Raw genomic sequence first — 25,634 nt, 5'->3', positions numbered from 1 at the left:
GTTCGTCTGCAATCCGGCAAATGATCCCGAACAGGGCAGAGCGCTTAACATTTTGACTTGATGTGAAAGACTGAAATCATGGCAAATCTTGTAAATTCACAAATCACCGATGCCGTGACCCAGACCAACGTCAAGGTCTTAGGCGAAAGTCCTGCGGGTGCCCTGGGGGTGTCCTCGCAAGCGATGGCGCACGCGATGGGCTTGGCGATGGAAAATGCAACGCAAACCCAAGGCGGTATGCAACAGATCGGCAATTCTGCCGCTGCGGCACTCATGGCGATGATCACCAAGGCCGGCGTGTCGTCCTAGGGACAAAAGAAACAGTGTGCCCGCGATCACAAGTCACGATCACCGGCGTCACTGATAAAGACCAAAGACCCGAACGCAACACCTGTGCTCGGCGGGGAGAGTAAGGAAACACCTTTATGGCCATGTCGACACCACTCAATGCCATGATCACCGATGCGGTTACGCAAACCAATGTTGCCGTGCTCGGGTCGGCACCGGCCCAGGCCATGGGCAATGTCTATCAAACGGCGGCGCATTCGTTGAGCGTGATGTTTGAAAACAACACGATGATGCAGCAGCACGCTGCCGTTTGTGCCCAGGCGGCGACCAATCAAGGTGTGATGCAGTTGTATGGGGCCAGTTCGATGGCCAGTGCGATGGCGATGGATAAAATTGCGACCAGTGACACGCCGGATCTGATGATGGCTTTGCTGATCGCATTGGCGGCAAGTAAAAAATAGTCGGGGAAAACGGGGGCGACCAAAATCAAGAGGTCGTCAGAATGCAACTCTAAACTCTAGGGTATCAAAATGCCGGATAGCACCAGTGTTAATTCACAAATCACAGACGCCGTCACACAGACGAACGTCAAGGTGGTTGCCGAAGCGCCCGCTCAGAGTATGGCCATGGTCTATCAGACGATGGCCCACTCGATTTCGCTGGCGATGGAAAATGCGATGCAAGCCCAAGGTGGTTTGCAGCAAATCGGCAATGCCGTGACGTCGAGCGGCGTGCGGATGATTTTCGACGCAGCCAACGGCACCAAGTCCGGCGGCTAATGACGGATTTGAGAGACGTTCACAAAAGAAGGGGGACCGCACCGGGTCCAGAGGTGAAGCATGACAGATGATACCCAAAACGACGACACGCAAAACTCTGAGCAAACTTCAGGAGATGCCTCTTCTTCTTCATCGTCTGAGAGCACGTCTTCGGACAGCCCCCCTTCGTCAAGTGGCGGTAGCACGGCCCTTGTTGCGACGAGCGGCGGGGTGAATGCGCAGATCGTCGATGCGGTCAATCAGACCAACAAAGCCGTCATGGGGTCGGCCGCCAATCAAGGAGCGGCCACGGCGTATCAAAAGGTCGCCCAAGCCGCCGCGTTTGCCGTCCAGGACGCCACTGATTATTCCCGCAATATTGAAAACATTGCCATGACCGCACAAGGTGTCATCGTCGCCAAAATGCTGGAAGACCAATCCAACATTCCGGTCTACACGCCGGTGCTGGCCACCTTGCAAGAAATGGTCGTGGCCGCCAGCGTCAACTTGGCCACGGTCGGGACAACGGCGACAGCCATCGCTACAGAGTTTCCCGCCACCAAGAGTTAGCCGCCTTTTTTCGCCCGCGCCAATCAACTTAAAGGCCGCCAAGTTAGGCGGCCTTTTTTTTGTGGGGCTGGCTGTGTCGTGTTGAATGCAGGCGGCAAGGGGAGGCGATCGGGGGAGAGGTGTGTTAGGGAATGTTCGCTTGCTTGAGGCGATCGCGCGCCAGCTGGATGCGTTTGCGCACGGCACAGTTGGACAGCCCCATCTTGCCGGCGATTTCTTCGTAGGATTTTTCTTCGACCACGCGCAACAGCAACGGTTCCAAGAGCGATACGGGCAGCGAAAGCAGTTGATCTTCGAGATGATCAAAGGTCTGGCGCATGGTCAACGCTTCGTCAGGAGAGCGCATGGGTCGTGGGGTGACGTTGGGGGCCTGGTCCGGGTCATCGCCGTCGATCTCATCGCCGAAGCGGGCTTGACGCTTGTGTGAACGGTGTTGATCCATGCAGGCATTGTGCACCAAGCGGGTCAGCCAGGCTCGTTCGTTGCGAATTGATTCTGCGTCAAAATACTGTGATCCCTTGAGCATGGCTTGGCTCAGCGCGTCTTCGGCATCGGCCATATTGCCCGACATAAAGCGCAAGCTCTGTTTGAACAGGTAGTCGTGATGCTGCATCCAGACATTCCAGAATTGTGCAAAGGGCTCCGGCTCTGATACGGGCGGGGGGGGCGACGGGGGCAGCGCATTTTGTGTGCGAACGGGGGAAGCCAATTGCGCATGACGATCCGGCAGGCCAAAGGCGCTGTGCATCGATCGGGCAATGATGTCGGCCGGGGAAAGGTGGGCGGCGTCCGGCGCCAGGGACCTTGCAATCACCGCCGCCGGGGAGAGGCGTTGTTTCCTGCGGGATTGTCGCGGTGTCCCTGGCCCCGGAACCTCGGTAATGGCGTTGTTTAAAGTTTCTGGGTGTGCGCTTTCGTCGTGCGCGTTTTCGTCGTGCTCATTATTGTCGCGCACTGGCCGCGTTCCGCTGGTGCGAAATCCCGGATGTCCATGAATTTTAAAAAACCCCATTGATTACATACGCGCTTTCCCGGATGAGGCACCGCTGCCATTTGCGCCATGATGCATGCAAAATGAACATTTATTATGTGCATGCATAAGTTGTTCATCTGGGTCGCGCATTCCTCCCTGCTGATGCCCTGTTTTGTTTCTTAAGGTTGTGCGTATTTTTGAAGTGATTGGAGCAACCTTGTCCTTAATGACGCGCGAGCTTTGTGTTTTGTGAGGATAAAAATGTCAGCTCAACGCATTTAATGTATTAAGGGTTGTGTTGTCTTTGGTGGCGCCGCGGGGCAACACATGTTGAGGGTGCACCACGAACATTGCGAATAGGTGAATAAAACGCTCGTTATGAGTGTATTTTTTGGAAAAATGGTCCCGGTGATCAAGGTTAAGGGGCGTATACCTTGTGGGAGAGGCTAGGTGTTCAGTCACACCGAATTGGGATTGAGCATGAGTTGGAGTTGTTTGCGGGCTTCGTCGGCGATCAAGCGCCGGATCGAGCGAATGATTTCAATCCACATCACGCTGTTGAGGATTGAGGGGTTGTTGCTCATGGCGCTGACCGCGTTGATGATGGCCATGGTGGCCGGATCAAGGTCCTTTGCCATTGAGGCCAGTTCGCCGATCACTTCGGGGGAAAGAGAGCGTGACCCAAGGGTGTCTGCAGGAGACGTTTGCCCCGCTTTGAGAAGGGCGTCCTTGTATGGTTGTTGCATGGCATCGCGTTGATCGGAGACGGCGGATTTCATCCGATCGCGTTGTGCGCTGAAGCCGTCCATGACGCTCTTTTTGTCCAGCACGGCGGCTTCAACATAGTTGCTGGGGCCAGGCGGCGGGGGGGCTTCTTGGGGTGACGTTTGCGTCAGATCGATGCCCTGCGCTTTGGCTTGGGCTTCAAGCTGGGCGCACGCCGCGCCAAGAACTTCAGGGGGAATGCCTTCAGTGCTGCCGGTTTGCTCCACCTGTTTGATGGCGCTGTTGATGGCGTCTTGGGTGACGCCTTGGGGAAGGGGCGGCATTTCAACCGTGACCGTGCGCGGGGCAACCTTCGGCGGCGTTATGGTTCCATCGGGCGATGTGGTGGGGTTGGTGACCTGTGCCTGTGACGTTCCCAAATGCGGGATCGCCGTGTGTGGAATAGCGATTTCGGGACCGCCTTCAATGGGGGAGGTCGGTGCGGGAGCAGGCTGCTGCTGTTGGGGGCTCATGACGGCGCTTCCTTACGTGTCAGATCCGGACGATGGCGTTGGTTTGGGGCCTAAAGCCTTGATAGATGTGAGGGTCAGATCAATTACGGCCTTTTGGATCTTGAGATTTTCTTCTGCCAATTGGGGATTGCTGACGTTGCTCTTGACCAGATCTGCAGTGACGGTGGCGGCGGCGTTCAATGCGCCTTCGAGTTGCGTTTGCACAGCCGTTTGAATGGCGCTGGTCATCTGGATCGATCCGACAATCGAATTCACCAAATCATCCATTTCTGGCTTCGTCGTCTTGTCAGCCATCGTTTAGGTTCCGGACGGCGGCGGCGTTTTTTTCTTGGGCGCTGGATCAGGCGCTGGATCAGGCGTTGGTATAGGCGCTGGTGTTGTTACTGGTTTTGGCGCCGGTTTTGCCGAGCCTGAAGGGGAGGCAACAGGGGGAGTGATCAGTAACGGTGTTTCGAGGGCGGCGATGCTGTTTTGCCAGGTCTCGACTTCTTGCTCGAAGGCGGTAATGCCGTCTTGCCAATCTTTCTGCCAACTGTCTTGGTAATTTTGAATGTAGCGTTCAAACGCGTTGGTGAGGCATTCAACCGCCTCGCCTTCGCCGACCACCAAGCCGGCCTCTTTGGCGACGGCATCCGACGGCAACGGATCTTCGGCGTTTATAACAGTGTCGTCAGTCATGTCCGTTCTCCCCTTGTATCGGCAACCCGGCTCACGCGCTTAATGGTCTTGTCCATTAAACTTTACGGTACCTGAGAGATGGACGCCGGACGGGGCGTGTTGTGAACCAATTATTTGGGTTTGAGGGACGTGAGGATATGGGCGATATGGGCGCGGATGGCGTCGGCGCTGTAGGTGCGCTCGATATCCAAGCGCGCTTGGTGTCCCAAACGCAGGCGTAGCGGGGCGTCTGTGGCCAGGGTTTCCAATGCGTCGGCCAAGGCTGGGACATCTTTGAACGGCACCAAGACGCCATTTTCACCACTGCGGATCAAATCGCGACAGCCCACAGCGTCAAACGCCACCAAAGGCCGACCGATGCTGGCCGCTTCCAATAGACTGCGCGGCATGCCTTCTCTGTACGACGGCAGCACGGCAATGTGCGATTGGGCCAAAATGTCGGCCACGTCTTCGCGCCGTCCCCACCATTCCAACAGGCCCTCGTCCTGCCAAGCCTTCAACTGGGCTTCTGGGATGGAGGCCGGATTGGCCGGGTCCGGGTTGCCCACCAAAACAAGGCGCAAAGGGACGCCGCGTTGTTTCAAAATGTGTGCCGCCTGGACCAACTCACCAATGCCCTTGTCCCACAACATGCGCGCCACCAGGACGGCGACGGGCGGGCTTTGGGGCAGACGAATTGGCGGCTCAGGCGTTTCGGGGAAGTTTTCGATGTCCAGGCCTGAACCGGGCACCAAGTCGGTGCGTTCAGGGGTTGAGACGCCCAAGCTATTGAGCAAAGCACGATCATCAGAGTTTTGCACTTGAAGCCGTGTGCGGGCGGGCTTTAAAGCCCAGCGCAACAGGGGCGTCACCAAAGCGCGGATCAGGCGGAACTTTGGCGCTTGAGAAATAAACACGATGCCTAAGCCGGAAAACAAGTTAACCGTCGCGCCGACTTTGGCGATGCGCGCCGCAATGGAGCCATAGAGAATGGATTTCAGCGCGACGTGATAGCTGACATCGGGTCGCTCAAGGCGGTAAATGCGGATCAAATCGAAAAGCGCCGCGAGCTCGCTGAACGGGTTTTGGCTTTCACGTTTGATTGCCCAGTTGACGGTGCGAAAGCCCAACGCTTCGATGCGTTGGCGATGGTTCGCCATGCGCGCGGCGACCACCACGTCATAGCCCGCATCCCGCGCGGCAAAGGCACTGGGCAGTCGGTGCGACCAAAACGCCCAGTCCTCGGTCACCGTGAACAGCAGTTTGGGCATTTTGCTCCCCTTGCCGCTTGGGTCTTAAACGCCGTAGTAGTCTTTATACCATTCGACAAAGCGCTTCACGCCGTCTTCGACCGTGGTGGTGGGCTCATAGCCGACGGTCGCTTTCAAATCACCCACGTCCGCCCATGTGGAAGCCACGTCACCGGGTTGCATCGGCAACATGTTTTTGATCGCTTTGCGGCCCAGATTTTCTTCCAGCACTTCGATGTAGCGCATCAAGCTGACGGCTTCGTCCGACCCGATGTTGAAAACGCGGAACGGTGCGGTCTTGCTGTTGGCGGGGGCCTCGGTTTCAGGCGTGGCGGTGGGGCCTGAAGGCGGTGTGTCGAGCACCCGGATCACGCCTTCGACAATATCGTCGATATAGGTGAAGGAACGCGACATTTCGCCGTTGTTGAATACATCAATGGGCTCGCCCGCCAAAATCGCTTTGGTGAACAAAAACAACGCCATGTCGGGACGACCCCAAGGGCCGTAAACGGTGAAGAACCGCAATCCCGTGGAGGGGATTTCAAACAGGTGCGAATAGGTGTGGGCCATCAGTTCATTGGCGCGCTTGGAGGCGGCGTACAGGCTGATGGGGTGATCGACCTTGTCAGCGACCGAAAACGGCATATCGGTGTTGGTGCCGTAAACGGAACTGGACGACGCGTAAACGAAATGTTCCACCTTGGCGTGACGGCAGCCTTCCAAGATGTTCACAAAGCCCACCAAGTTGGTGTCTACATAATCGTGCGGTGCGATCAGCGAATGGCGCACGCCCGCTTGGGCGGCCAGATTGATCACCCGGTTGGGGCGATGCTCTTCAAACAACTTGGCCACAGCGTCGCGGTCCGCCAAGTCGATACGCGCCTCGACGTAGTTTTCATGATCTATAACCTGCGCCAAGCGGGCTTCTTTGAGCTTAACGTCGTAATAGGGGCTCATATTGTCGATGCCGACCACTTGGTCGCCGCGCTCAAGGAGGCGCTGCGAAACGCGGTTGCCGATAAAGCCTGCACTGCCGGTGATAAGAACTTTCATAAGGGCCTTCTTTATGGAATTTTATGAGAATCTGAGTGATTTCAGTGCCCAGAACGTACCCCATTTGAGCGCTGTAGAAAACAGCTATCTCGTCAAAGCCCTTTCGATGCAGGCAGCGCTTGCAGGGGGCGGCTAAACTGGGCTTAATAGGCCTCGTTGGCGCTGCGCCGTCGACAATGTCCTGGGGGATATTCGCACTTTTTCGGCCTTAAGGCGGCCAGGATCGGCCCAAATGCTGGTCTACATGTTTATTTATAGGGAGGAGGTCTTTATGACCGACAGCAGAAATCCGGAAACTTTGGTCCTACACGCCGGTTGGCGCGCCGATCCGACGACAGGTTCAGTCGCGGTGCCCATTTATCAGACCACGTCGTATCAATTCGACAGCACGGAACACGCTGCAAATCTGTTTTCGTTATCGGAACTGGGTAACATCTACACCCGCATCATGAACCCGACCAATGATGTGCTGGAAAAGCGCGTTGCCGCTTTGGAAGGCGGCGTTGCGGCACTGGCGACGTCATCGGGTCAATCGGCGACGGCGATGGCCATCCAGAACTTGGCGAAAGTTGGCGACAACGTGGTGAGCTCCACCGATCTGTATGGCGGCACCTACAACCTGTTTGCCAACACCTTGAAAGATCAAGGCATCGAAGTGCGCTTTGTCGATCCCCAGGATCCGGAAGCCTTTCGCGCCGCGACCGATGATCGCACCCGTGCGTATTTCGCGGAAACCTTGCCCAATCCCAAGCTGCGGGTTTTCCCCATCAAGGAAGTCGCCGACATCGGTAAAGAATTTGGCATTCCTTTGATTATGGACAACACCGCCGCTCCCACCCTGTGCCGTCCGTTTGAACACGGTGCGGCGGTGATTGTGTATTCCGGCACCAAGTTCATCGGCGGTCACGGCACCTCGATTGGCGGCATCATTGTCGACAGTGGTGCGTTCGATTGGGAAGGTGCGGGTGCTGCACGTCAACCGGCCCTCAACACACCCGACCCCAGCTATCACGGCGCGGTGTGGGTGGATGCGGTGAAACCCATCGGTCCGGTGGCGTATATCATCAAAGCCCGCACCACGTTGCTGCGCGACATCGGTTCGGCCATGAGCCCGTTCAACGCGTTTCAAATCATCCAAGGTATGGAAACGCTGCCGTTGCGCATGCGTGCCCATTGCGAAAATGCCGCCAAGGTTGCCGATTGGCTGAATGCCCATGCGGACGTCACCAAAGTCATTTATCCCAGTCTGCAAAGCGGTGAAGACAAACGTCGTGCCGATGCGTATCTCAAAGGGGGCTACAGTGGCCTTATGGGCTTTGAGCTGAAAGGCGGCAAAAAAGCGGGCTGTGCCTTTATCGAGGCGCTGAAAATGTTCTACCACGTCGCCAACATCGGCGATGCCCGGTCCCTGGCCATCCATCCGGCCAGCACCACGCATTCCCAGTTGAATGCGGAAGAACAACTGGCCAGCGGTGTCACGGATGGTTACGTGCGCCTGTCCATCGGGATTGAGCACATCGACGACATCATCGCCGATTTGGACCAAGCCTTAAAGGTGGCAACGTCGGCTTAAACGCCTTCGCACCCGACACAAAGGCCGCATCCCTGGAAGGGGATGCGGCCTTTGTTATGCGCCCGACGCGAAAGGGTATATCCTTGATACGATCCCTTTTTTCGAACGCTCTGCGTCTCGTGGAGCCTATCAAAATCGTCAGGAGGCGTGAATGCGATGAAGGACCTCCCTCTCTCTCAAGTCTATCAATTGCTCGAGCCGGGGCCCGTCGTGCTGCTGAGCACCGCCCACAAAGGGCGCGCCAATGTCATGACCATGTCTTGGCACATGATGGTCGAGTTCACGCCCCCGCTGGTGGCCTGTGTCGTCAGTAACGCCGATCACAGTTTCAGGGCGTTGCGTGCGACCAAGGCATGCGTGATCGCCATTCCGGCGGTGGAGCTGGCACCCAAGGTCGTTGAGGTCGGCAATTGCAGCGGGCGCGATGTCGATAAGTTTGAAAGCTTTGCCCTGACGCCGATTCCAGCCCACGAAGTGGCCGCGCCTTTGATCAAAGAGTGTTTCGCCAATCTCGAATGCAAAGTGGTCGATACGCGCCTTGTAAACGCTTACAATCTGTTCGTCCTTGAAGTGGTGAAGGCGTGGACCGACCCGGAGCAAAAGAACCCCAAAACCATCCACCATCACGGCTATGGCAAGTTTGTGATCGACGGCAAGACGATTAAGCTGGATTCAAACATGGCGTAAAATTCCCATTTTTGCGCGGATTTGGATGCTTTTGTCGCGGGTGTTTTTCACTGCGTCGTTTGGGCTTTTTCCTGATTTTTGGTGTGAAGGTGGAATTCTCGGCCGTGAGAAGCCCAAAATACGTATTTATATGTGTATTTTGTCGATTGTGTTTCAACGACTTAGCCGTAATGCGTGTGCCTGCGTTTAATCAGGGCTAGACAAGGGGGATTAAAACATTAGATAAAACTAATGTAGTTTTTGCTTATGGCCTCACTGTGGCTGAGAATTGGGCCGTTAATTGAACTGGTCATTGTGACCGGAAATTAGATGGAGTTTTAGGACATGCGGTTGTTCCGTTTGCCTACCTTTCTCGTCGCACCAGTGATCGGTGTGGTCGTGACGTTGTCGATTGCGTCGGCAAATATCCGCACTCAGTTCGAGGCACCGTCTGTTGATCTAGAGGCGCAACGCTGTCTTGCGCTTAATGTCTATTGGGAAGCGCGCTCGGAGCCGGAACTGGGGCAACGGGCCGTCGCGGCAGTGACGTTGAACCGGGTCAAAAGCGAAGCGTTCCCCAACGATGTCTGCGCGGTCGTTCGTCAAGGCGGTGAGCGGCGCAATCGCTGTCAGTTCTCGTGGTGGTGTGACGGCAAAAAAGATGATCCCAACGACGTCAAGGCGTGGGACAGCGCCCAACGCATCGCACGCTTGGCTTTGATTGATCAAGACAAACAGCAGATGGACGACCCAACCCACGGCGCGTTGTTTTATCATGCCACTTACGTCAAACCCACGTGGGCAGAACGCATGGTCAAAACCAAGCGCATTGGTCAGCATATCTTTTTCGTACATGACACGCAGAAAAACCCAATTGCATCCACGCAGCTGAGCCAAGGCGAACAGGCTAAATCCCAAACACGCGTTCGCTTAAGGGCGGGCGAAGTTTCGCTGGCGTCTTTGAATTAGGGCTGGTTCATCAAACCACGAGTGGGCGATTGACCAACTCGGAAAAAACATCACCCTCAATCGGCCGCCAGAAATGGTAGCCTTGACCGTATTCAGCCTTAAGAACCCTCAGCAGAGCCTCTTGATCAACAGTTTCGATGCCTTCCGCAACCACTTCGATGCCAAGGCTTTGGGCCATCAGAAGCGTGCTTTGCACGATGGCTTGGGCGGCGACATCACTTGAAACATCGCCAATGAACGAACGATCGATTTTCAGGTGGGTGATGGGCAGGCGTTTGAGGTACGACAAGGAAGAATATCCGGTGCCGTAATCGTCAATTGCGATGCCGATGCCTTCGTTGTTCAGCGCCGACAAGATGCCTTTAACGCGGTCCATATCTTCCATAAAAATGGATTCCGTAATCTCAATTTTTAAGCGTTTGGGGTCCATTCCGGTCTTGCTGAGGATGTCCATGATCCGGTCTTCGACGCCGTCGCGCTGCATCTGCAGCAAGGAAAAGTTCACCGATAGGTCCAAGGTTTCGGCACGCCCATCGGTCCATTTTTGGTGCTGGGTGCAGGCCTCTTCCAAGACCCAGTCTCCGATGATGTCGATGAGGCCGCATTCTTCGGCAAGCGGGATAAATTCGGTCGGCGGAATGTTGCCGCGTTCCGGGTGCCGCCAGCGCGCCAGGGCTTCACACCCGGCAATCGCCCCGGAGTTCAATTTGACGATCGGCTGGTAGTGCAACGCCAGTTGATTTTCGGCCACCGCGCGGCGCAAATCGGTTTCCATTTTCAGACGTTTGAGGGCGCGTTTTTGCATGTGCTTGTCAAACAGCTCAAAATTACCGGGGCCTTTGCGCCGTGCCCGGGCCAAGGCGGATGCCGCATGTGAAATCACATCGGGAGCATCCAGTCCTTCTTCCATGGCCCCTGCGACAATGCCCAGCGAGGCCGTCATCACCAAATTGTTGTCTCCAACTTTCATCGGCTTGCTGACGGTTTGGCGCAGGCGTTCCGCCAGTTTTGGGGCGGTGGCTTCATCGCGACAGCCTTCGGCAAGAACGGCGAAGTCCGCTTCGTCGTGGCGACTGACGGTGGTGGCTTCGGCTTCAAACATACGCGAGACGCTGTCTTCGACGCGCAAACAATCGAGCAGCCGATGTGCGATGTTGATGAGAACTTCTTCCCCGGCCACCGGGCCCAAGGTTTGGCGTAATTCATCGAGACGGTCAATGTGGATCAAGAATACGGCGTAGCGCCCAGGACGTTTGCGACGATCTTTGTCGAGCAACCATTCCAACCGGTCCATGAACAAGAACTTATTGGGGATTAAGGTGATGGGGTCGTAAACCTTGGAGCGCGTAACGTCGGTTTGTGATCCCGATATGCGCACCGCTTGATTGTCAGTGCCGCGTGAGGCGACACCGCGGGTCAGCAACCAGCGAAAAGTGCCGTCTTTGTGCAGGGCTCTGTATTCATGCTCAAACACTTCGGATTTGCCCATCAGGTGATGTTCAAGGATGGCTTTTAGACGGTCAAGTTCTTCGGGGTGTATAAGGTTGAACCAGTCGTCAGGGGTATTGCCGAATTCGTCGGCGTTGTAGCCCAGCATCTCTTTCCAGCGGTCGGAATAATAAACTTCCCCACTTTGCAGATCCCAATCCCAAAGCCCGTCATTGGCACCGCGAAAAGCCAGCGCGTAGCGTTCTTCGCTGACTTTAAGCTTTCGATGCGTGCGTAAAATTTCCAATTGGGTGTTGATGCGGGCCAAGGCAACCGGGAAATCGACTGGTTTGGTGATGTAATCGTTGGCCCCGGTGTTGATGGCTTCGGCAATGCTGTCGCTGGCATCGCGTGCGCTGACCATGATGATGGGCAGTTCGGACTGATCTTTGGTTTTGCGCACTTGGGCAAGCACGGCAATGCCGTCCATGTCGGGCATGTTGATATCAAGCAACACCAAATCATAAGTATTATGCGCGATCTTTTCCACGGCTGAGAGGCCGCCGTTGGCCGTGTCTGTGCGAAACCCAATGCGCTCCAGACGGCGTACCAAAAGGTCGCGATTCATCTCGTTGTCATCAACGACCAGGACATGTGTGTCAGGTGTCATTTCGTTCATTTTGTCCGTGCGACCCATCCGTTTGGTTTAACGCAATCGTCTCAGAAGTGTCAGCCGTCTTGGTGCTGGCGTAGTGCAGCCATGATTCAATTTTGTGAACCAAGGCTGGAAAGTCCACCGGCTTCGTCGAGTAGTCATTGAAGCCGATTTCGTCGGCTTTGTCTCGGTCTGATGTCATGGCATGGGCGGTGAGGGCAATAACAGGGATTTCGCGGGTTTCCGAGATGCTTTTCAAGTGGTGCAGGGCCGTCCAGCCGTCCATAACCGGCATATTGATGTCCATGAGGACCAAATCCGGCGCATGCACACGGGCCATCTCAACGCCTTCTTGTCCATTGACGGCTATGAGCACATCGTAATTCATTTTTTCAAGGCGCCTTGATAGCATATCTCGGTTGAGTTCATTGTCTTCGACGAGAAGAAGTGTGCTCATGTCAGATGTCCAGCTTGTCGTCAATGTAGGCGGGCAGGCGGACGGTGAATGTTGCTCCTGCACCTGGCGTGCTTTCGGCGTGAATTTCCCCCCCCAACAGGCGAGCAAATTCACGGTTAATCGTCAGCCCAAGCCCGGTTCCGCCATATTTGCGGGTGGTCGATGCATCCCCTTGAATAAACGGATCAAAGATGCGCTGCAATTGGTCCTCTGTGAGGCCAATGCCAGTGTCTGAAACGCTAAAAACCATACAGTCCATATCCGTTTTCGGTTCACGCCGTGCTGTCAGGGTAATGGTGCCATTTTGCGTGAATTTAGCGGCATTGGACAGAAAATTGAACAAAATCTGTCGAAACCGTGTGAGATCGGTCCCCATCTGTCCTAAGTCGGGTGCGCAGTGAACGATCAGTTCGTTGTCGTTGATGTCGATCAGCGGTTGGACGGTATCGGCAACGGTATTGAGTTCCTCTTGAATGGAGAATTCCTCCACGGAGATATCGATATGCCCAGCCTCAATTTTCGACAGGTCCAAGATCTCGTTGATGGTGCTGAGCAGATGCCGTCCGGCGGTGTTGATTTTTTCTAAATCCGGCGTGATGAGGGCATAGCCTAGGTCGCTAGCATCTTCTTGAAGCATCTCGGAATAGCCGATGATGGCGTTCAAAGGGGTGCGCAATTCGTGGCTCATGTTGGCAAGAAATTGCGATTTTGCTTTATTGGCCGCATCCGCCAGTTCGCGCGCCTGCTGAAGATCGGCTTCGGTCTGTCGATGTTCCTCGACTTCTTGAAAAAGCGCTTTGGTGCGCTCCATAACCCGATCTTCCAATTCGTCGTGGGCTTTGCGGAGTTCTTCTTGGGTGCGGCGACGGATGATTGCGCCCATCTTAAAGATCCGAAGGGCACGAAACATGTCGCCGATTTCATCGCGACGGGGCCGATCCGGGATTTCCACTTGTAAATCACCATCGGCCAACTTGGTCATGGCGCTGGTGACACTGCGGATCGGGATGGAGATCGAACGTCCCAAGAAGATCAGTGCAATCAGAAAAACCAGCGAGAACGCCGCGGCAATCGAATTGATGAGGATGTAGAGGTTTTGTTCCTGGCGATCTATTGCGGTGTTCACTTCGGTGGTGAGACGGGTGAGCGCATCCCCTGCGGCGCTGACCGTGCGCTCAATATCAGCGCGCAGGCCGTGTTTGAAATCGAGTCCGACTTCGACGGATACATGGGCCAATTCCAAGAACGTGAGGCGGTATGTGGACAGGGCCACCTCAAGCCTTTGACGTACATCCGCGTCTTGAACCAGACGGCGTACATCCAGCATGATTCCGGCGTAGTTGTCTTCAAAACGTTCAACGTCTTCAATCTGCTTGTGCAGCAGGAGGTCTTTGGTGAAGATTTGCAGTTTGGCCAATTGGTAATTCAAAATGTGCCGAGTGCTGTCCCCATTGGGGACATTTTGCAGCTCAGCCTCGATGTCGGCAATGGCGATAGCAAGACGTTTGCGGAGCCCTTCAGTATGATCTTGACCGATTTTGGTTTGCAGCTCGGCCATGACTTCGAACAAGTATTGATAGTCGCTGGTGAGTACGACCAAATGCTCCAATGTATCAATGGGCAAGTCCAACGCCCAAAAGCGGTCTTTAAGGTTTTCGATACTTTCCACAAAATGCTCAAATGTGGTGCTGAAGTCTTCACGGTAGCGCGGCTCAAACAGATTGACGAAATCATTTTGAGTGTGCCGAAGGTTCAGCAGCTGCATGTCCATGGACATGATGGCGATGCGGGTTTCGTTCATCTGACGCAGCGACGCATCCCGATACCAGCTCAGATACACAATTGCAGACAAAGACACCACGACCAAGATGGACAATAACGAGAGTTTCGTTCGGATGGGCAGCGTGCGGATCGTGCGCAAGTTGAGAAATGAGGGATGGCTCATGAAAGATATACACCCCCCAACTGTGGATGGTTGATTGATGTGATGATACGAGTGCTCACGTCATATACCCGACTTTTGTACAGGATGTTCCCCAATGGTTGAACGCAACAATACGCGAACGGATTTGATCTGAACAGTGTGCTCGATACCGTTTATGCAATCGTCAATGCGGTGCGCAGCTTTTCGACCAGGGCGTCGAGGGCTTGGGCCTCATACGCGACGGGCGGGCGCTTCCCCCACACCGGTCCCGGCCATGCGAGATCCGTTTTATAACGCGCGATGATGTGGATGTGCAGCTGTTCGACGATGTTGCCCAGGTTGGCGACGTTCATCTTATCGGGTGCAAAAAGCGTTTTCAGGGCTTTGCTGGCGAGATCGATTTCCGCCATCACCTGATTGCGTTGTGCCGTATTCAATTCATCGATATCGCGCAAATCGGGGATGTTTGGCACCAATATGAGCCACGGATAGCTGCTGTCCTGCATCAACAACACCTGACAGATCTTTAAGGATGTGATGGGGACGGTGTCTTTGACCAACCGGGGATCGAGTGTGAAGTCAGGTGTGCTCATGCGATCATCTCTTTGGTTTGCGGCTGTTTGCGGGCAGTATGGCCTTGAATGCACAATGAGGACAATGCCAGATGACAGAACCGCGCGTCAAAAGCGAATTGTGGGTGAAGGCGCAATTGCGCCTGTGTGATATGGCATTTTTGCCTGCCGTGGTGGTGCGCCGGGGGGACCCAGATGCCGGCCTGGTGCTGATTAAGGTGAACAGGTTGGGGCGGGGGTGCGAATTGTTGGGGCGGCGCTTTAACGATGATGGGGAGCGCGTTTGGACCGTGATTGCGGGAGGGTCAGAGCCTGAGTCTGAGGCGTCGTGTGACGCCTATATCGCCCGGGAACTTCAAATCGACACCGATTTGTGGGTGATTGAAATTGAAGATGCCCAAGGGCAGTACAAACCCGATGGGCAAGAGCCTTTGCGCCAAAAACCCAGGTCATAAGCAGCTTTTAGAATACAATCTTTTTTATGCGGATGGGCGTATGCTGCTCGTCGTATGAAAAGGATTTTGCTATGAACGAAGCGATTGTTGAGATTATCGATAAAATCAAGACCCTGCAAAACGATTTGGAGCAGGAGTATGAAGTCAAGCGCGCCCAGTTTCATTACCAATTGGAACGGCGCAAAGTCAGGTTTGAGCAAGAAGTTCGAGCCCGTCACTTGGCAATGCGCAAAGGGCTTTTGGCCTTTTGGCGAGAGTCCTCTCTTCTCAACGTCATCGCAGCCCCCGTGATTTATGCTCTGGTGGTGCCGTTGGTGCTGCTTGATGTGTCGCTGTGTTTGTTTCAATGGATATGCTTTCCCATTTACGGCATCAAGCGTGTGCCCCGTGCGGACTTCGTCGTCATTGATCGCCACCATCTAGCGTACTTGAACGGTGTGGAAAAATTGAATTGCGCGTACTGTGGGTATGCTAACGGGATTATTGCTTTTGCCAGGGAAATTGCCAGCCGAACGGAAAAGCGATGGTGCCCGATCAAACACGCCCGCCGCGTTAAGGGCGTTCATCAACGTTACTATGAATTTTATGAGTATGGCGACGCGGAAAGTTATCGTGCCCGAACCAAGCTTCCCCCCGAATAAAGCGGGTGGGGCGATCTTCATGACGTTTCATGCTCCGTTTTAGTCGTTGTTTAATACATCCAGGTTGTTTCCTTCTACGGACGAGAGCATGTCGAGCGCGTGCTTAATCTCACGTTTTTTGCCTTTGGCGAGCCCTTCGATTTTGGTGTCCTCAAGGATGATGTGGGAGAACAGCCAATCACGCAGAAATTTGTGCAGGTGTGCCAAAAGTTCAGGCTCTGGCTTTTCGCGCCACTTGATGGCGAGTTGATCGACCTTGGCGGCAATGGATTTGTGAATGGCGCGGTGTTCTTCCAACCCGGGATAAGCACAGACTTCCATGATGGTCTCTTCACGCTTGAAGTGAAAGTGCGTGTAGTCAACGAGTTTGTCGACGATGTCACCGATGTCGGTGCGGCCAACGGTGTCGCGGGTAATTTTGTTCAAAAGTTTCATCAGCACACGATGGTCTTTGTCGATGGCTTCGACCCCTGTGATCATCGCTTCACTCCAGATGAGGACATTGTTGTTTGACGACAATGGCAACTCAATCCAGAAGGTCGTGCCTTGGCCCAGTTTACTGATGAAATTGATACTGCCCGCCATATGATCCAAAATGGTTTTGGTGATCGTCAGGCCAATTCCGGTTCCTTCGCGCGCAATTGCAGGGTCCGCGCCCAGACGGTGAAATAGCTGGAAGACTTTATCACGATCCGCTTCGGCAATACCAATTCCGCTATCGCTGACGGACAGGCGCAAAAAACCATTTGGTGTTTCTTCAGCATCGATTGTCACAGTGCCGCCTGGACTATTGAACTTAATCGCGTTGGACAACAGGTTGACGAGAACCTGCTTGAACCGTATCCGGTCTGTGAGCAAGGTGGCATCCAGGTTTGTGAAGGTGTTGTTGATAATGCTGATTTCGTGTTGAAGGCTCAGCGATGTCGCCAAAGAGACACACTCTACGATGACCTCCCTGGCGGAGACTTCATCAAGGGAAATGGTGAGTTGATGCGCCTCAATTTTCGCCAATTCAAGGATTTCATCAATCAGACTCAAAAGATGGTGGCCGCCGCTCAGAATGTATTCGACGCGTTCATTCTGTAAGTCAGACAGAGGGTATTGTGGGTCGTATTGAAGCATTTGGGCAAACCCCAGAACGGCATTGAGGGGGGTGCGCAATTCGTGGCTCATAGAGGCCAAAAACTCTGATTTGGCTTTGCTGGCCTTTTCCGCTTCATCTTTTGTCAATATGAGGGATTGTTCAGATTGCCGCAGCGTTCGGACCATGTCGTCAAGGACAAAGCCAAGTTCATTGACTTCGGCAATGGTGCTGGAAGGTGCTCTTGATTTGTGCTGGCCGACGCGAACCGCTTCAACGTACTGCATCAGTTTACCAAGGGATGAGCCAATCGCACGATGCAGAATGAGGGTCGTCACGCCACCTAAAATCAGCACCGCCAGTGCAGCCCAATAAGCATCCTTCATCAAAGCGTCAACCATCTGCCCAAATTGTGGGGCCTGCTTCACGGCAACCACCTCTAAGGAGGTCTGCCATGACCTTGTTCCCGGAGAAGGGTGGGCAAAGGGAAACGATGCAAAGACGTTTTCATTCTGGCGTTTGATCGTCAATGAGGGGTGTTGTGAAATGGTCTTGACGGTCCCGTCCGATGAAAAATGGGATAGAGCGGAGATGATTTCGTTCCCATCACGCAAGGCCAAATTATCGACACCGATGGCATGTCCTATGTCCAAGAGCAAAGGAATGTTTTCGTTCAGAACCAACCCACCATGCAACCGACCAAGGACGCGGCCGCTGATCTGAGACACGATCTCGGTACAGTAGACCAATGAATGCCAAGTTATTCCGTTTAATTTTTGCAGTTGATGGTTCCATGAACCACAAGTCTCCGTGCGTGGACGAGGAGACCAGTGCGCGCTGGAATTGAAGCTCATGTCCACACTGGTCCAGGTGTGATCCGCCTCCCGTTCGACGACGAGGCGATCAAATAAATTGCCGGATCTGGATTCCAGAATTTGATTTAATATTTTTCGGACATCGGCCTTATTGTCATTTTCCACGGCTGCTGTAATGTTTGACGAGCGTACGCTGCTATCCATTTCTTGTGCGCCGCTTTGCAGCCGATCATCAACCATCAACGCCATAAGGGTTCGGGTGTGTTCAAAATCCCGAATGGTCTGCATGTCTATGACATGCTCAAAACTGCGTTGACCAATAAAGAACAAGGCCCCCAGCATCAAAGCCAGACCGGGTAAAAGGATCAGTATAACCAGTGAACTAAAGCGTAAGGACATAAGATTATTTGGGTATCCCGGAATATCGAAAGGCGTGAGCGATAAGATTGTTGATGTGCTGAGTTGAGGTTTGTTGCGTGATAAGCTCCATATCGCCAGAGAAGATCGTTGGAACCTGAGTTTCTTGGCCGCTCAGGTCCATTCTAATTGCTTCCGCCATGGCCACGCCGTTATCGTCGTTCATGCGCATAATCGTAAAATCGAGTTTTCCTTGTTTGAGGGCACTCAATTCCGCATCGCCGCCACCCCATCCATTGACCAGTGCCTCGTTGGTCAGACCCAATTCATCAAGAGCCTTAAGGGCACCAAGTGCCACATCCGTAGAACAGGCGTAAAAATACCTTAAGTTCGGGTTGCGTGTTATGGCGTCTAAGACGCTCTTGTGGGCCTTTTCTTGATCGCCATCGGTGAAGTAACTGTCCACCATGGTCATGTCTGAGTGTTTTGAAACGTAATTCTGGAACGTATCGCCCCGCATGGTGCTGACGAATCCGCGGGTGAAATACAGCATCAGATACTTGCCGTTGCCACCGGTTTGGCGAATGTATTCAGAGGCAAGCTTCTGCGTGCCTAAGGCGTGATCAAATCCGACATACAGAAACGGCTGGTGGTCCTCCCAATTGCGCAGTGGCGTCGTCATGTTTTGCAAAATCAGCTTTGGCTTGCCCCGCAAAAGCACACGTTCGATCATGTTCTGGTGACGCAACACATCCAAGGTGAAGACGAGGTAATCAGGATCCCAAGACAAAGCCTCGGTCAGTTGCCGCCTTTGAACCTCTAAGGAGTCACTCGGGCTTGATGCAAACAGTTGGGTTTCAAACGGAATGTCAATGTCTTCCATCCGCTGCTCAAAAGATTTAAGGCTGCGTCGCCAATAATCGGAGCTTTGGAGGGCCGGATATACGGCGGCAATTTTGACTGGAGATTTGAGATGTCTTGTCCACGGCTGGGGAGCTTCTCGGACCCGTTTTGAGAGGTCTTCCATCAGGTCCTTTTGGTTAGGGTTCTGCGTGACGTATTCATCAACAGTCCAATAGTCTTGAAGCGTTTGGGCAGAGGCTGTTGAAAGACACAGCACACAGAGCAGAGCAACGCATGCAGACTTGAAATAGATGCTCATGGTTCGCCCCTGTAATTTTCGATTAAAGACAAATACGCGGGGTCGGTCACCATGCGATCCATCAACTCAGACATATCCGCAACGCTCAGGGCTATGCCCTTTCGTAAAACAACACGGTGAGAATACACTTGGTCGTAACGGTCTGAAACCAGAATTTTGCCCTTCAATCCAGGGGTGTCGGCAAAGTTTTTGAAAAGCAGGGCTTCCGTGACGACGGCTATGTCGGCATGACCGGATAAGAGGGCAAGGATAAGCTCATCGGCTCTGCGCACCAAGCGGGCACCAAACTTTTCGCGCAGATAACCGGGATCGTCCTTAAAACCGGCAAAGCCATAGTGATAACCGACAATACAGGCAATCGTCTTGTTGGATAAATCGTCAAAATAGTTTTGCGTTCGGCCCGGTTGGGCCAAAGTGATGTAGCGTTCCCCTCCGGACATGAATTCGGGTGTTTGTACGATTGGCAACTTGCGCTGTGTCCAACCCCAATTGATGTTTTCAAAGATCATCATGTCGAACCGTGCCGCTGAAAAGTCCGCATAACGGGCACCGGGTGATGTGACGACCGGTTCAAACCGATAGTCGTCTTGAATCTCATTCAAGCGTTTCAGCATCTCCAGCGACAGGCCTTCGGGTTCGCCGAGCGCATTAAAATCCACAAATGGGGGGAACCGATAGATGCCGACTTTTATCAAATCTGTGGCAGAAACTTCATGAGCATTGAGCAAAAGCAAGAGCGCAAACGTCACACCCTTTGTTAGGATAGGGGCGCGTCGGCAGAAATTGACGATTAACAATAAAGACATTTAAGTATCATTCCAATTTCATGTCATGAGGGGGTAATTTTTTATCTGCAAACTTTAGAATGCAGGTCTCTGACATAACAGTTTAGTTTCATTCTATTATATTAGGAAAAATGGATGTTGTGGGTGTAATTTTTATCTCGTTTGTAAAACCAACATTTATGCGTAGGTCAATTTTTGAAGTCGCGACCAGGCGAAATGCAGGCTCCATCTGGTCCATTAGGTCCGATATGAGCAGAACTGAGCTTGTTATTCATATATCGGTCTGATATATGAATGGCTGATATATTGAAGTGTCTGGGCACGCTCTCCTTTTCATTTTTGGGGCTGTGTTCTTGTGTGTTTGCAGCACCTGCGGAGTTTGAGTTATGAACGTGAAGACCTTGTGTCTGGGCGTGTTGAGCCTTGGCGATGCCAGCGGCTATGAAATCCGTAAAATGTTTGAAGAAGGGCGGTTCGCGTACTTTTATCAAGCCAGTTATGGCTCCATATATCCAGCCTTGGCCGAACTGCTCAAAAGCGGTGACGTGACGTGTACGGTTCAAGCGCAAGATGGCAGACCCGATAAAAAAATCTATGCCATTTCTCCAATGGGACTGGAGGCTTTTCGCGCCGCGTTGAAAAAAAACCCGGAAATGGATCGGGTGCGATCCGAAACGCTCTTCATGATGTTTTTTGCCGACCAAATGGAAGACGATCATTTGGCAGATGTTTTTGATGCCTATGCCGAACTGCACCGGACCATTGTCGACAAGATTAAAAGTTTGGATAACGAGGGGGTGTCGCGCGGACGTCGATTTGTTCGCGGATACGGCTTGGCCTTTTCCGAAGGTGTTTTGAAGTATATGGACGGCAACCGCGAAGCGTTGTTGAGCGCGCCCAAAGGGGAAGGTTGGCGGGATATGGAAGCCCTGCGCGAATGCTTGGATAAACAGAGGGAGGAGGACCAATGAGTTCTCGCCGCATGTTCAATATGACGACCTTTTAGAGTGCTGCCAAAGCCCAGGAAAAAACCGATGCGTCTTGAAAAATCACATAAAATTGCCATAGCCATTGCCCTTCTGACCGGGGTGTGGATGGTGTCTGGCGTGTTCAATGATGATGCCACCCAAGCGGTGACGGGTGAAGCTCCCGCAGACGCCCCCGCAGACGCGACTCTGACACGCGTGCGCGTCAGCACGGTCGTGAGCCAAGACCATATTCGCACCCTGTCTGTTTTGGGTCGTATCGAAGCCGACAAAGCTGTCTCCGTGCGAGCCGAAGTGCCTGGCCGGGTGTCTGAAATCACGATTGAAAAAGGCGCACAAGTCAACGCAGGCGATGTGTTGGTGAAAATCGATTCCGAAAACCGACCGGAGCTGTTGGCCGAAGCGCGGGCGCGTTTTGAACAGCGGAAAATTGCGTACGATTCAACCAAAAAACTCAGCAAGGGCGGTTACGGCTCCCAACTCAACGTGGCCCAAGCCAAAGCGGACTTGGAAGCTGCACGGGCGCAAGTGTCGGGGATCGAGCGAGATCTCAAAAATGCCACCATTACGGCTCCGTTCAGCGGCATCGTTGATGAACTGCCCTTAAAAGCGGGAGATTATATCGACAAAGAGGGAGCCATTGTGGCACGGGTTATCGATTTGACCACCATGTTGGCCATCGGCGAGGTGGCGGAACGCGACATCCATGCCATCGAGTTGGGCGGCGCGGCCCACGTGCGTTTGCCGGACCAACGGGTCCTGGAGGGGGCCGTCAGCTTTATCGCCAAATCGTCCAACGCCTTAACGCGTACTTTTAGCGTCGAAGTCACCATACCCGTGCCCGATCAGTCGGTGTCGGAAGGCATGACGGCGGAACTGCACCTGCCCATGCACCAGGTGGTCGCGCACAACATATCACCAGCCCTGTTGACCTTGAACGACGTTGGGGCGGTCGGTGTCAAAACGGTGAATGGGGATAACGTCGTGGAATTTCACCCCGTCGAAATGGTTTCCGATACAGAGGACGGCATCTGGCTGACGGGACTGCCCCATGAGGCGCGCATCATCACCGTTGGGCAAGAATTCGTCACGCCGGGTCAAAGCGTCAGCGTTGTTGAGGGGGAATTGAAAACCATGAGCGACGTTAACGCCGCCCCCAACAGCGTCCTCAATGGCGAAGGAAACTAAGCCATGCAGGGCATTATCGACCTGGCGTTTCATCACGCCCGCACCACCATATCAACGTTATTGCTGTTGCTGATTGCGGGCAGCGTTGCTTATGTTGAAATCCCCAAAGAAGCGGAGCCCGATATCAATATCCCGCTGGTCATTGTGCGCGTTGTCCACGAAGGCATTTCGCCTGAAGACAGTGAAAGCCTGATCATCCGTCCCTTGGAATTGGAACTGCGCTCGGTCGAAGGGCTCAAAGAAATGCGTGCCAAGGGCTACGAGGGCGGAGCCAACATCGTGTTGGAATTTGAAGCCGGGTTCGACGTTAAGCAAGCCCTTTCGGATGTGCGCGAAAAAGTCGATGACGCCAAACCCGATCTGCCAGCGGACAGCGAAGACCCCGTCATCGAAGAAATCAATTTTTCAGAGTTCCCGATTGTGGTCGTGAGCTTGTCGGGCGACGTGCCGGAACGGGCCTTGCTTCAATTGGGGCGCGACTTAAAAGACGAACTGGAAGGTTTAACCCCGGTTTTGAAAGCGCAACTGACGGGCACTCGGGACGAGATGGTGGAAATCCTCATCGACCCGGTCAAGGTTGAGAGCTACGGCCTTAGCCCCGACACCGCGATCGCCAATGTGAAAAGCTCCAATAAATTGGTGGCGGCAGGCGCTCAAGATACGGGACGGGGTAGTTTTACCCTCAAGGTTCCGGGGCTGCTGAAGGACGTTCGCGATATCATGGCTTTGCCGGTCACCGTTGATGGCGATGCGGTGGTGCGCTTGGGCGATATCGGTGAAGTGCGACGCGCGTTCAAGGACCCGTCCAGCTTTGCCCGTATCAACGGTGCTCGTGCGGTGACGTTGGAAATCTCCAAACGCTCAGGTGAGAACCTGATTGAAACCGTGTCCAAGGTGCGTGCGCTGGTCGAGAATGAGCGTGCGTCTTGGCCCGATGGTTTAAAAAACGCCGTTAACGTCACCTATGCTCAAGACAAGTCGACAGATATCAAAGAGCGCCTTTCTACCCTGGAAAACTCGGTCATCAGTGCGGTGCTGTTGGTCATGATCGTGGTCGTGGCTGCGTTGGGATTGCGCTCTGCCGGATTGGTGGGCGTGGCTATACCGGGTTCGTTCTTGACCGGCGTGTTGGTGCTGAACGCCATGGGTATGACCATGAACATCGTGGTTCTGTTTGGTCTGGTGTTGGCCGTCGGCATGTTGGTGGATGGCGCTATTGTGGTGACCGAATACGCTGATCGAAAAATGTCTGAGGGCTTACACCGTAAAAAAGCATATGCGCTTGCGGCCAAAAGGATGGCAGGGCCGATCATCGCCGCCACCTTGACCACGCTGGCAGCGTTCTTACCGTTGTTGTTTTGGCCCGGTGTGGTGGGGGAGTTTATGAAGTACCTGCCGATCACGCTGATTGCCACCTTGTCGGCATCGCTGTTGATGGCGTTGGTGTTCGTTCCGGCATTGGGGGCGTACATTGGCAAAGCCAACACGGTTAATCCCCAAGGCGCTCAAGTCCTCAAGGTCGGCGATGCCGAGCATCTTGGCGTGATAACCCAGACCTATCTCAACATGTTGGATAAAGCCCTGAAACACCCGGTATGGGTTTCGCTGGCGGCGTTTGCCACTCTGGTTGGTGTGTTGCTGATCTATGGGTTGTTTGGAAATGGGATTGAGTTTTTTCCCAAAACCGAACCCAGCACCGCTCAGGTTCAGGTTCGGGCGCGGGGGAATTTATCGATTTGGGAACGCGACGCCTTGATGCGCGAAATCGAGATGGAAATATTGCAAGTCGGGGGCATCGAAACGGTCTACACCCGGACCCGCTCCAACCCCACCGGCGAAGCGGCAGAAGATATTGTCGGTACGGTGTTTTTGGAATTTGACGATTGGGACAAGCGCCCCAAGGCCGATCAGATTTTGGATGAAATCCGCAAACGCACGCGACCCATTGCCGGCGTCATCGTGAACATGGCGAAGCGTGAAGGTGGTCCGCCGGTGGGTAAGCCGGTACAGATCGAAATTTCATCGCGCTATCCCGAACTGCTGGAACCGACAGCCTGGCACATCGTTGCCGAGTTGAGCAAAAATGCAAATTTGAAAGACATCGAAGATACCCTGCCATTGCCCGGCATCGACTGGGTGTTTGATGTCGATCGCGCCCAAGCGTCTAAGTTTGGGGCCAATGTGTCGTCGATCGGCAGCACCGTTCGCTTGGCCACGTCGGGGATTAAACTGGGGACATACAGACCCACGGATACAGATGAAGAGTTAGACATTCGCGCGCGCTTTCCAAAATCGTATCGCAATTTGGATCAGCTGAGAAATTTGCGGGTTCAAACGCCAGCGGGACAAGTGCCGATCGCCAACTTCGTCACCATGGAACCACAGGCCAAAATTGGCACCATCAGCCGCACCGACGTGAAACGCGTGGTGACGGTAAAAGCCGATGTGGTGGAAGGGGTGTTGGCGGATGCGGTGGTGAAAGGCATTCAGGCCTATATTGCCGCCGCCGATTTAGATCCCCGCATTTCCATCCGCTTTAAGGGGGAAGACGAAGAACAAGATAAGGCCAAAGCTTTTTTGGTGAAGGCGTTTGGGGTGGCGCTGTTTCTCATCGCGATTATCTTGGTCACTCAATTCAACAGTTTTTATTCCAGCTTGTTGATTTTGTCTGCCGTGGTGATGTCCACCATTGGCGTATTTATCGGCCTGCTGATCACCGGGCAACCGTTCGGCATTGTGATGGGGGGGATTGGTGTGATTGCGCTGGCGGGCATTGTTGTGAACAACAACATTGTTCTGATCGATACCTTTGATCGTTTGAAGCAGACCACCTCTAATACCCGCGAAGCCATTATGCAAACGGGTGCGCAGCGGCTGCGTCCGGTTTTGCTGACCACGGTGACGACCATGCTGGGGTTGTTGCCCATGGCCATGAACATCGGCATCGATTTCATCGGTCGAACCATTGTCATCGACGCGCCGGCAAATCAGATGTGGGTGCAGCTTTCCATTTCCATCGTTTTTGGATTGGGATTTGCGACGATCTTGACGTTGATTTTAACCCCCGCAATGTTGATGCTGCGGGCGAATGTTGCCACGTGGTGGCAGGCGCGAAAGATCACCCCAGCTTAGC

At 53.8% G+C, this 25,634-nt stretch carries 26 protein-coding genes; 13 read left to right on the top strand and 13 right to left on the bottom strand.

Annotated features, from left to right (window positions below):
- Window positions 1-78: 78 nt before the first annotated feature.
- From BEN30_RS14440 to BEN30_RS14425, 4 genes are all read left to right on the top strand, one after another.
- Window positions 79-309, top strand: a complete 231-nt coding sequence (locus BEN30_RS14440; RefSeq protein ID WP_069959032.1) for a RebB family R body protein — start codon at window positions 79-81, stop codon at window positions 307-309.
- Between the two features lie 116 nt (window positions 310-425).
- Window positions 426-749 carry a RebB family R body protein gene (locus BEN30_RS14435; RefSeq protein ID WP_069959031.1) on the top strand — a complete coding sequence of 108 codons (324 nt, stop codon included), beginning with the start codon at window positions 426-428 and terminating at the stop codon, window positions 747-749.
- Between the two features lie 69 nt (window positions 750-818).
- A complete protein-coding gene (locus tag BEN30_RS14430; RefSeq protein WP_069959030.1) occupies window positions 819-1,067 on the top strand; it encodes a RebB family R body protein in 249 nt (82 codons plus the stop codon).
- Between the two features lie 60 nt (window positions 1,068-1,127).
- Complete coding sequence (locus BEN30_RS14425) at window positions 1,128-1,616, top strand: RebB family R body protein (RefSeq protein WP_139135048.1); 489 nt, start codon at window positions 1,128-1,130, stop codon at window positions 1,614-1,616.
- 124 nt (window positions 1,617-1,740) lie between these two features.
- Here BEN30_RS14425 and BEN30_RS14420 read toward each other — a convergent pair whose 3' ends face one another.
- The 6 genes from BEN30_RS14420 to BEN30_RS14395 all read right to left on the bottom strand — a co-directional run bounded on the left by BEN30_RS14420 (window position 1,741) and on the right by BEN30_RS14395 (window position 6,787).
- Complete coding sequence (locus BEN30_RS14420) at window positions 1,741-2,571, bottom strand: RNA polymerase sigma factor (RefSeq protein WP_069959028.1); 831 nt, start codon at window positions 2,569-2,571, stop codon at window positions 1,741-1,743.
- A 476-nt stretch (window positions 2,572-3,047) separates the two neighbouring features.
- Complete coding sequence (locus tag BEN30_RS14415) at window positions 3,048-3,827, bottom strand: hypothetical protein (RefSeq protein WP_069959027.1); 780 nt, start codon at window positions 3,825-3,827, stop codon at window positions 3,048-3,050.
- A 12-nt stretch (window positions 3,828-3,839) separates the two neighbouring features.
- Window positions 3,840-4,121, bottom strand: coding sequence for a hypothetical protein (locus BEN30_RS14410; RefSeq protein ID WP_139135047.1), 282 nt, complete (start codon window positions 4,119-4,121; stop codon window positions 3,840-3,842).
- A gap of 3 nt (window positions 4,122-4,124) precedes the next feature.
- A complete protein-coding gene (locus BEN30_RS14405) occupies window positions 4,125-4,505 on the bottom strand; it encodes a hypothetical protein (RefSeq protein WP_069959025.1) in 381 nt (126 codons plus the stop codon).
- A gap of 110 nt (window positions 4,506-4,615) precedes the next feature.
- Window positions 4,616-5,755: a glycosyltransferase family 4 protein gene (locus BEN30_RS14400; protein WP_069959024.1), complete on the bottom strand. Its 1,140-nt coding sequence runs from the start codon at window positions 5,753-5,755 to the stop codon at window positions 4,616-4,618.
- A gap of 24 nt (window positions 5,756-5,779) precedes the next feature.
- Window positions 5,780-6,787, bottom strand: a complete 1,008-nt coding sequence (locus BEN30_RS14395; RefSeq protein WP_069959023.1) for an NAD-dependent epimerase — start codon at window positions 6,785-6,787, stop codon at window positions 5,780-5,782.
- Window positions 6,788-6,800: 13 nt separating this feature from the next.
- On the opposite strand from BEN30_RS14395, the gene BEN30_RS19125 reads away from it, so the two are divergent.
- From BEN30_RS19125 to BEN30_RS14380, 4 genes are all read left to right on the top strand, one after another.
- Window positions 6,801-6,923, top strand: coding sequence for a hypothetical protein (locus BEN30_RS19125; protein ID WP_281201841.1), 123 nt, complete (start codon window positions 6,801-6,803; stop codon window positions 6,921-6,923).
- Window positions 6,924-7,058: 135 nt separating this feature from the next.
- Window positions 7,059-8,360 carry an O-acetylhomoserine aminocarboxypropyltransferase/cysteine synthase family protein gene (locus BEN30_RS14390; protein ID WP_069959022.1) on the top strand — a complete coding sequence of 434 codons (1,302 nt, stop codon included), beginning with the start codon at window positions 7,059-7,061 and terminating at the stop codon, window positions 8,358-8,360.
- 156 nt (window positions 8,361-8,516) lie between these two features.
- Complete coding sequence (locus BEN30_RS14385; RefSeq protein ID WP_069959021.1) at window positions 8,517-9,047, top strand: flavin reductase family protein; 531 nt, start codon at window positions 8,517-8,519, stop codon at window positions 9,045-9,047.
- A gap of 324 nt (window positions 9,048-9,371) precedes the next feature.
- Entirely contained in the window at window positions 9,372-9,995 is a 624-nt protein-coding gene (locus tag BEN30_RS14380) for a cell wall hydrolase (RefSeq protein WP_069959020.1), read from the top strand.
- A gap of 10 nt (window positions 9,996-10,005) precedes the next feature.
- On the opposite strand, the gene BEN30_RS14375 is transcribed toward BEN30_RS14380, so the two are convergent.
- The 4 genes from BEN30_RS14375 to BEN30_RS14360 form a co-directional block, all read right to left on the bottom strand.
- The gene (locus BEN30_RS14375) at window positions 10,006-12,093 is read right to left on the bottom strand and encodes a putative bifunctional diguanylate cyclase/phosphodiesterase (RefSeq protein ID WP_170827075.1); all 2,088 of its coding nucleotides are present in this window, start codon (window positions 12,091-12,093) and stop codon (window positions 10,006-10,008) included.
- Window positions 12,083-12,535, bottom strand: a complete 453-nt coding sequence (locus BEN30_RS14370; RefSeq protein WP_069959018.1) for a response regulator — start codon at window positions 12,533-12,535, stop codon at window positions 12,083-12,085. Before BEN30_RS14370 ends, BEN30_RS14375 begins: the two co-directional genes overlap by 11 nt.
- 1 nt (window position 12,536) lies before the next feature.
- Entirely contained in the window at window positions 12,537-14,480 is a 1,944-nt protein-coding gene (locus BEN30_RS14365; protein WP_069959017.1) for a sensor histidine kinase, read from the bottom strand.
- A gap of 152 nt (window positions 14,481-14,632) precedes the next feature.
- Entirely contained in the window at window positions 14,633-15,052 is a 420-nt protein-coding gene (locus BEN30_RS14360) for an HIT family protein (protein ID WP_069959016.1), read from the bottom strand.
- A 71-nt stretch (window positions 15,053-15,123) separates the two neighbouring features.
- Between BEN30_RS14360 and BEN30_RS14355 the strand changes: the two genes are divergently transcribed.
- Together BEN30_RS14355 and BEN30_RS14350 are read left to right on the top strand one after the other, a co-directional pair.
- Complete coding sequence (locus BEN30_RS14355; RefSeq protein WP_069959015.1) at window positions 15,124-15,486, top strand: DUF1491 family protein; 363 nt, start codon at window positions 15,124-15,126, stop codon at window positions 15,484-15,486.
- A 71-nt stretch (window positions 15,487-15,557) separates the two neighbouring features.
- A complete protein-coding gene (locus tag BEN30_RS14350; protein ID WP_069959014.1) occupies window positions 15,558-16,127 on the top strand; it encodes a hypothetical protein in 570 nt (189 codons plus the stop codon).
- A gap of 39 nt (window positions 16,128-16,166) precedes the next feature.
- Here BEN30_RS14350 and BEN30_RS14345 read toward each other — a convergent pair whose 3' ends face one another.
- Genes BEN30_RS14345 through BEN30_RS14335 form a run of 3 tightly spaced genes read right to left on the bottom strand, consistent with a single transcriptional unit; the run spans window position 16,167 to window position 20,348 of the window.
- Window positions 16,167-18,422, bottom strand: coding sequence for a bacteriohemerythrin (locus BEN30_RS14345; RefSeq protein ID WP_084005604.1), 2,256 nt, complete (start codon window positions 18,420-18,422; stop codon window positions 16,167-16,169).
- A 4-nt stretch (window positions 18,423-18,426) separates the two neighbouring features.
- Window positions 18,427-19,542, bottom strand: coding sequence for a substrate-binding domain-containing protein (locus BEN30_RS14340; protein ID WP_069959012.1), 1,116 nt, complete (start codon window positions 19,540-19,542; stop codon window positions 18,427-18,429).
- Window positions 19,539-20,348, bottom strand: coding sequence for a substrate-binding periplasmic protein (locus tag BEN30_RS14335; RefSeq protein ID WP_084005603.1), 810 nt, complete (start codon window positions 20,346-20,348; stop codon window positions 19,539-19,541). The genes BEN30_RS14340 and BEN30_RS14335 overlap by 4 nt, the downstream gene beginning before the upstream one ends.
- 365 nt (window positions 20,349-20,713) lie before the next feature.
- Here BEN30_RS14335 and BEN30_RS14330 point away from each other — a divergent pair, with 365 nt between their 5' ends.
- The 3 genes from BEN30_RS14330 (at window position 20,714) to BEN30_RS14320 (ending at window position 25,633) form a co-directional block, all read left to right on the top strand.
- A complete protein-coding gene (locus tag BEN30_RS14330; protein WP_069959010.1) occupies window positions 20,714-21,298 on the top strand; it encodes a PadR family transcriptional regulator in 585 nt (194 codons plus the stop codon).
- A gap of 63 nt (window positions 21,299-21,361) precedes the next feature.
- Window positions 21,362-22,501 carry an efflux RND transporter periplasmic adaptor subunit gene (locus BEN30_RS14325; protein ID WP_069959009.1) on the top strand — a complete coding sequence of 380 codons (1,140 nt, stop codon included), beginning with the start codon at window positions 21,362-21,364 and terminating at the stop codon, window positions 22,499-22,501.
- A 3-nt stretch (window positions 22,502-22,504) separates the two neighbouring features.
- Window positions 22,505-25,633: an efflux RND transporter permease subunit gene (locus BEN30_RS14320; protein ID WP_069959008.1), complete on the top strand. Its 3,129-nt coding sequence runs from the start codon at window positions 22,505-22,507 to the stop codon at window positions 25,631-25,633.
- Window position 25,634 lies beyond the last annotated feature (1 nt).

It is taken from the genome of Magnetovibrio blakemorei (assembly GCF_001746755.1).
Lineage (GTDB): Bacteria > Pseudomonadota > Alphaproteobacteria > Rhodospirillales > Magnetovibrionaceae > Magnetovibrio > Magnetovibrio blakemorei.
The sequence above is the reverse complement of the archived record's forward strand: the minus strand, read 5'-3'. Positions and strand labels throughout refer to the sequence as shown.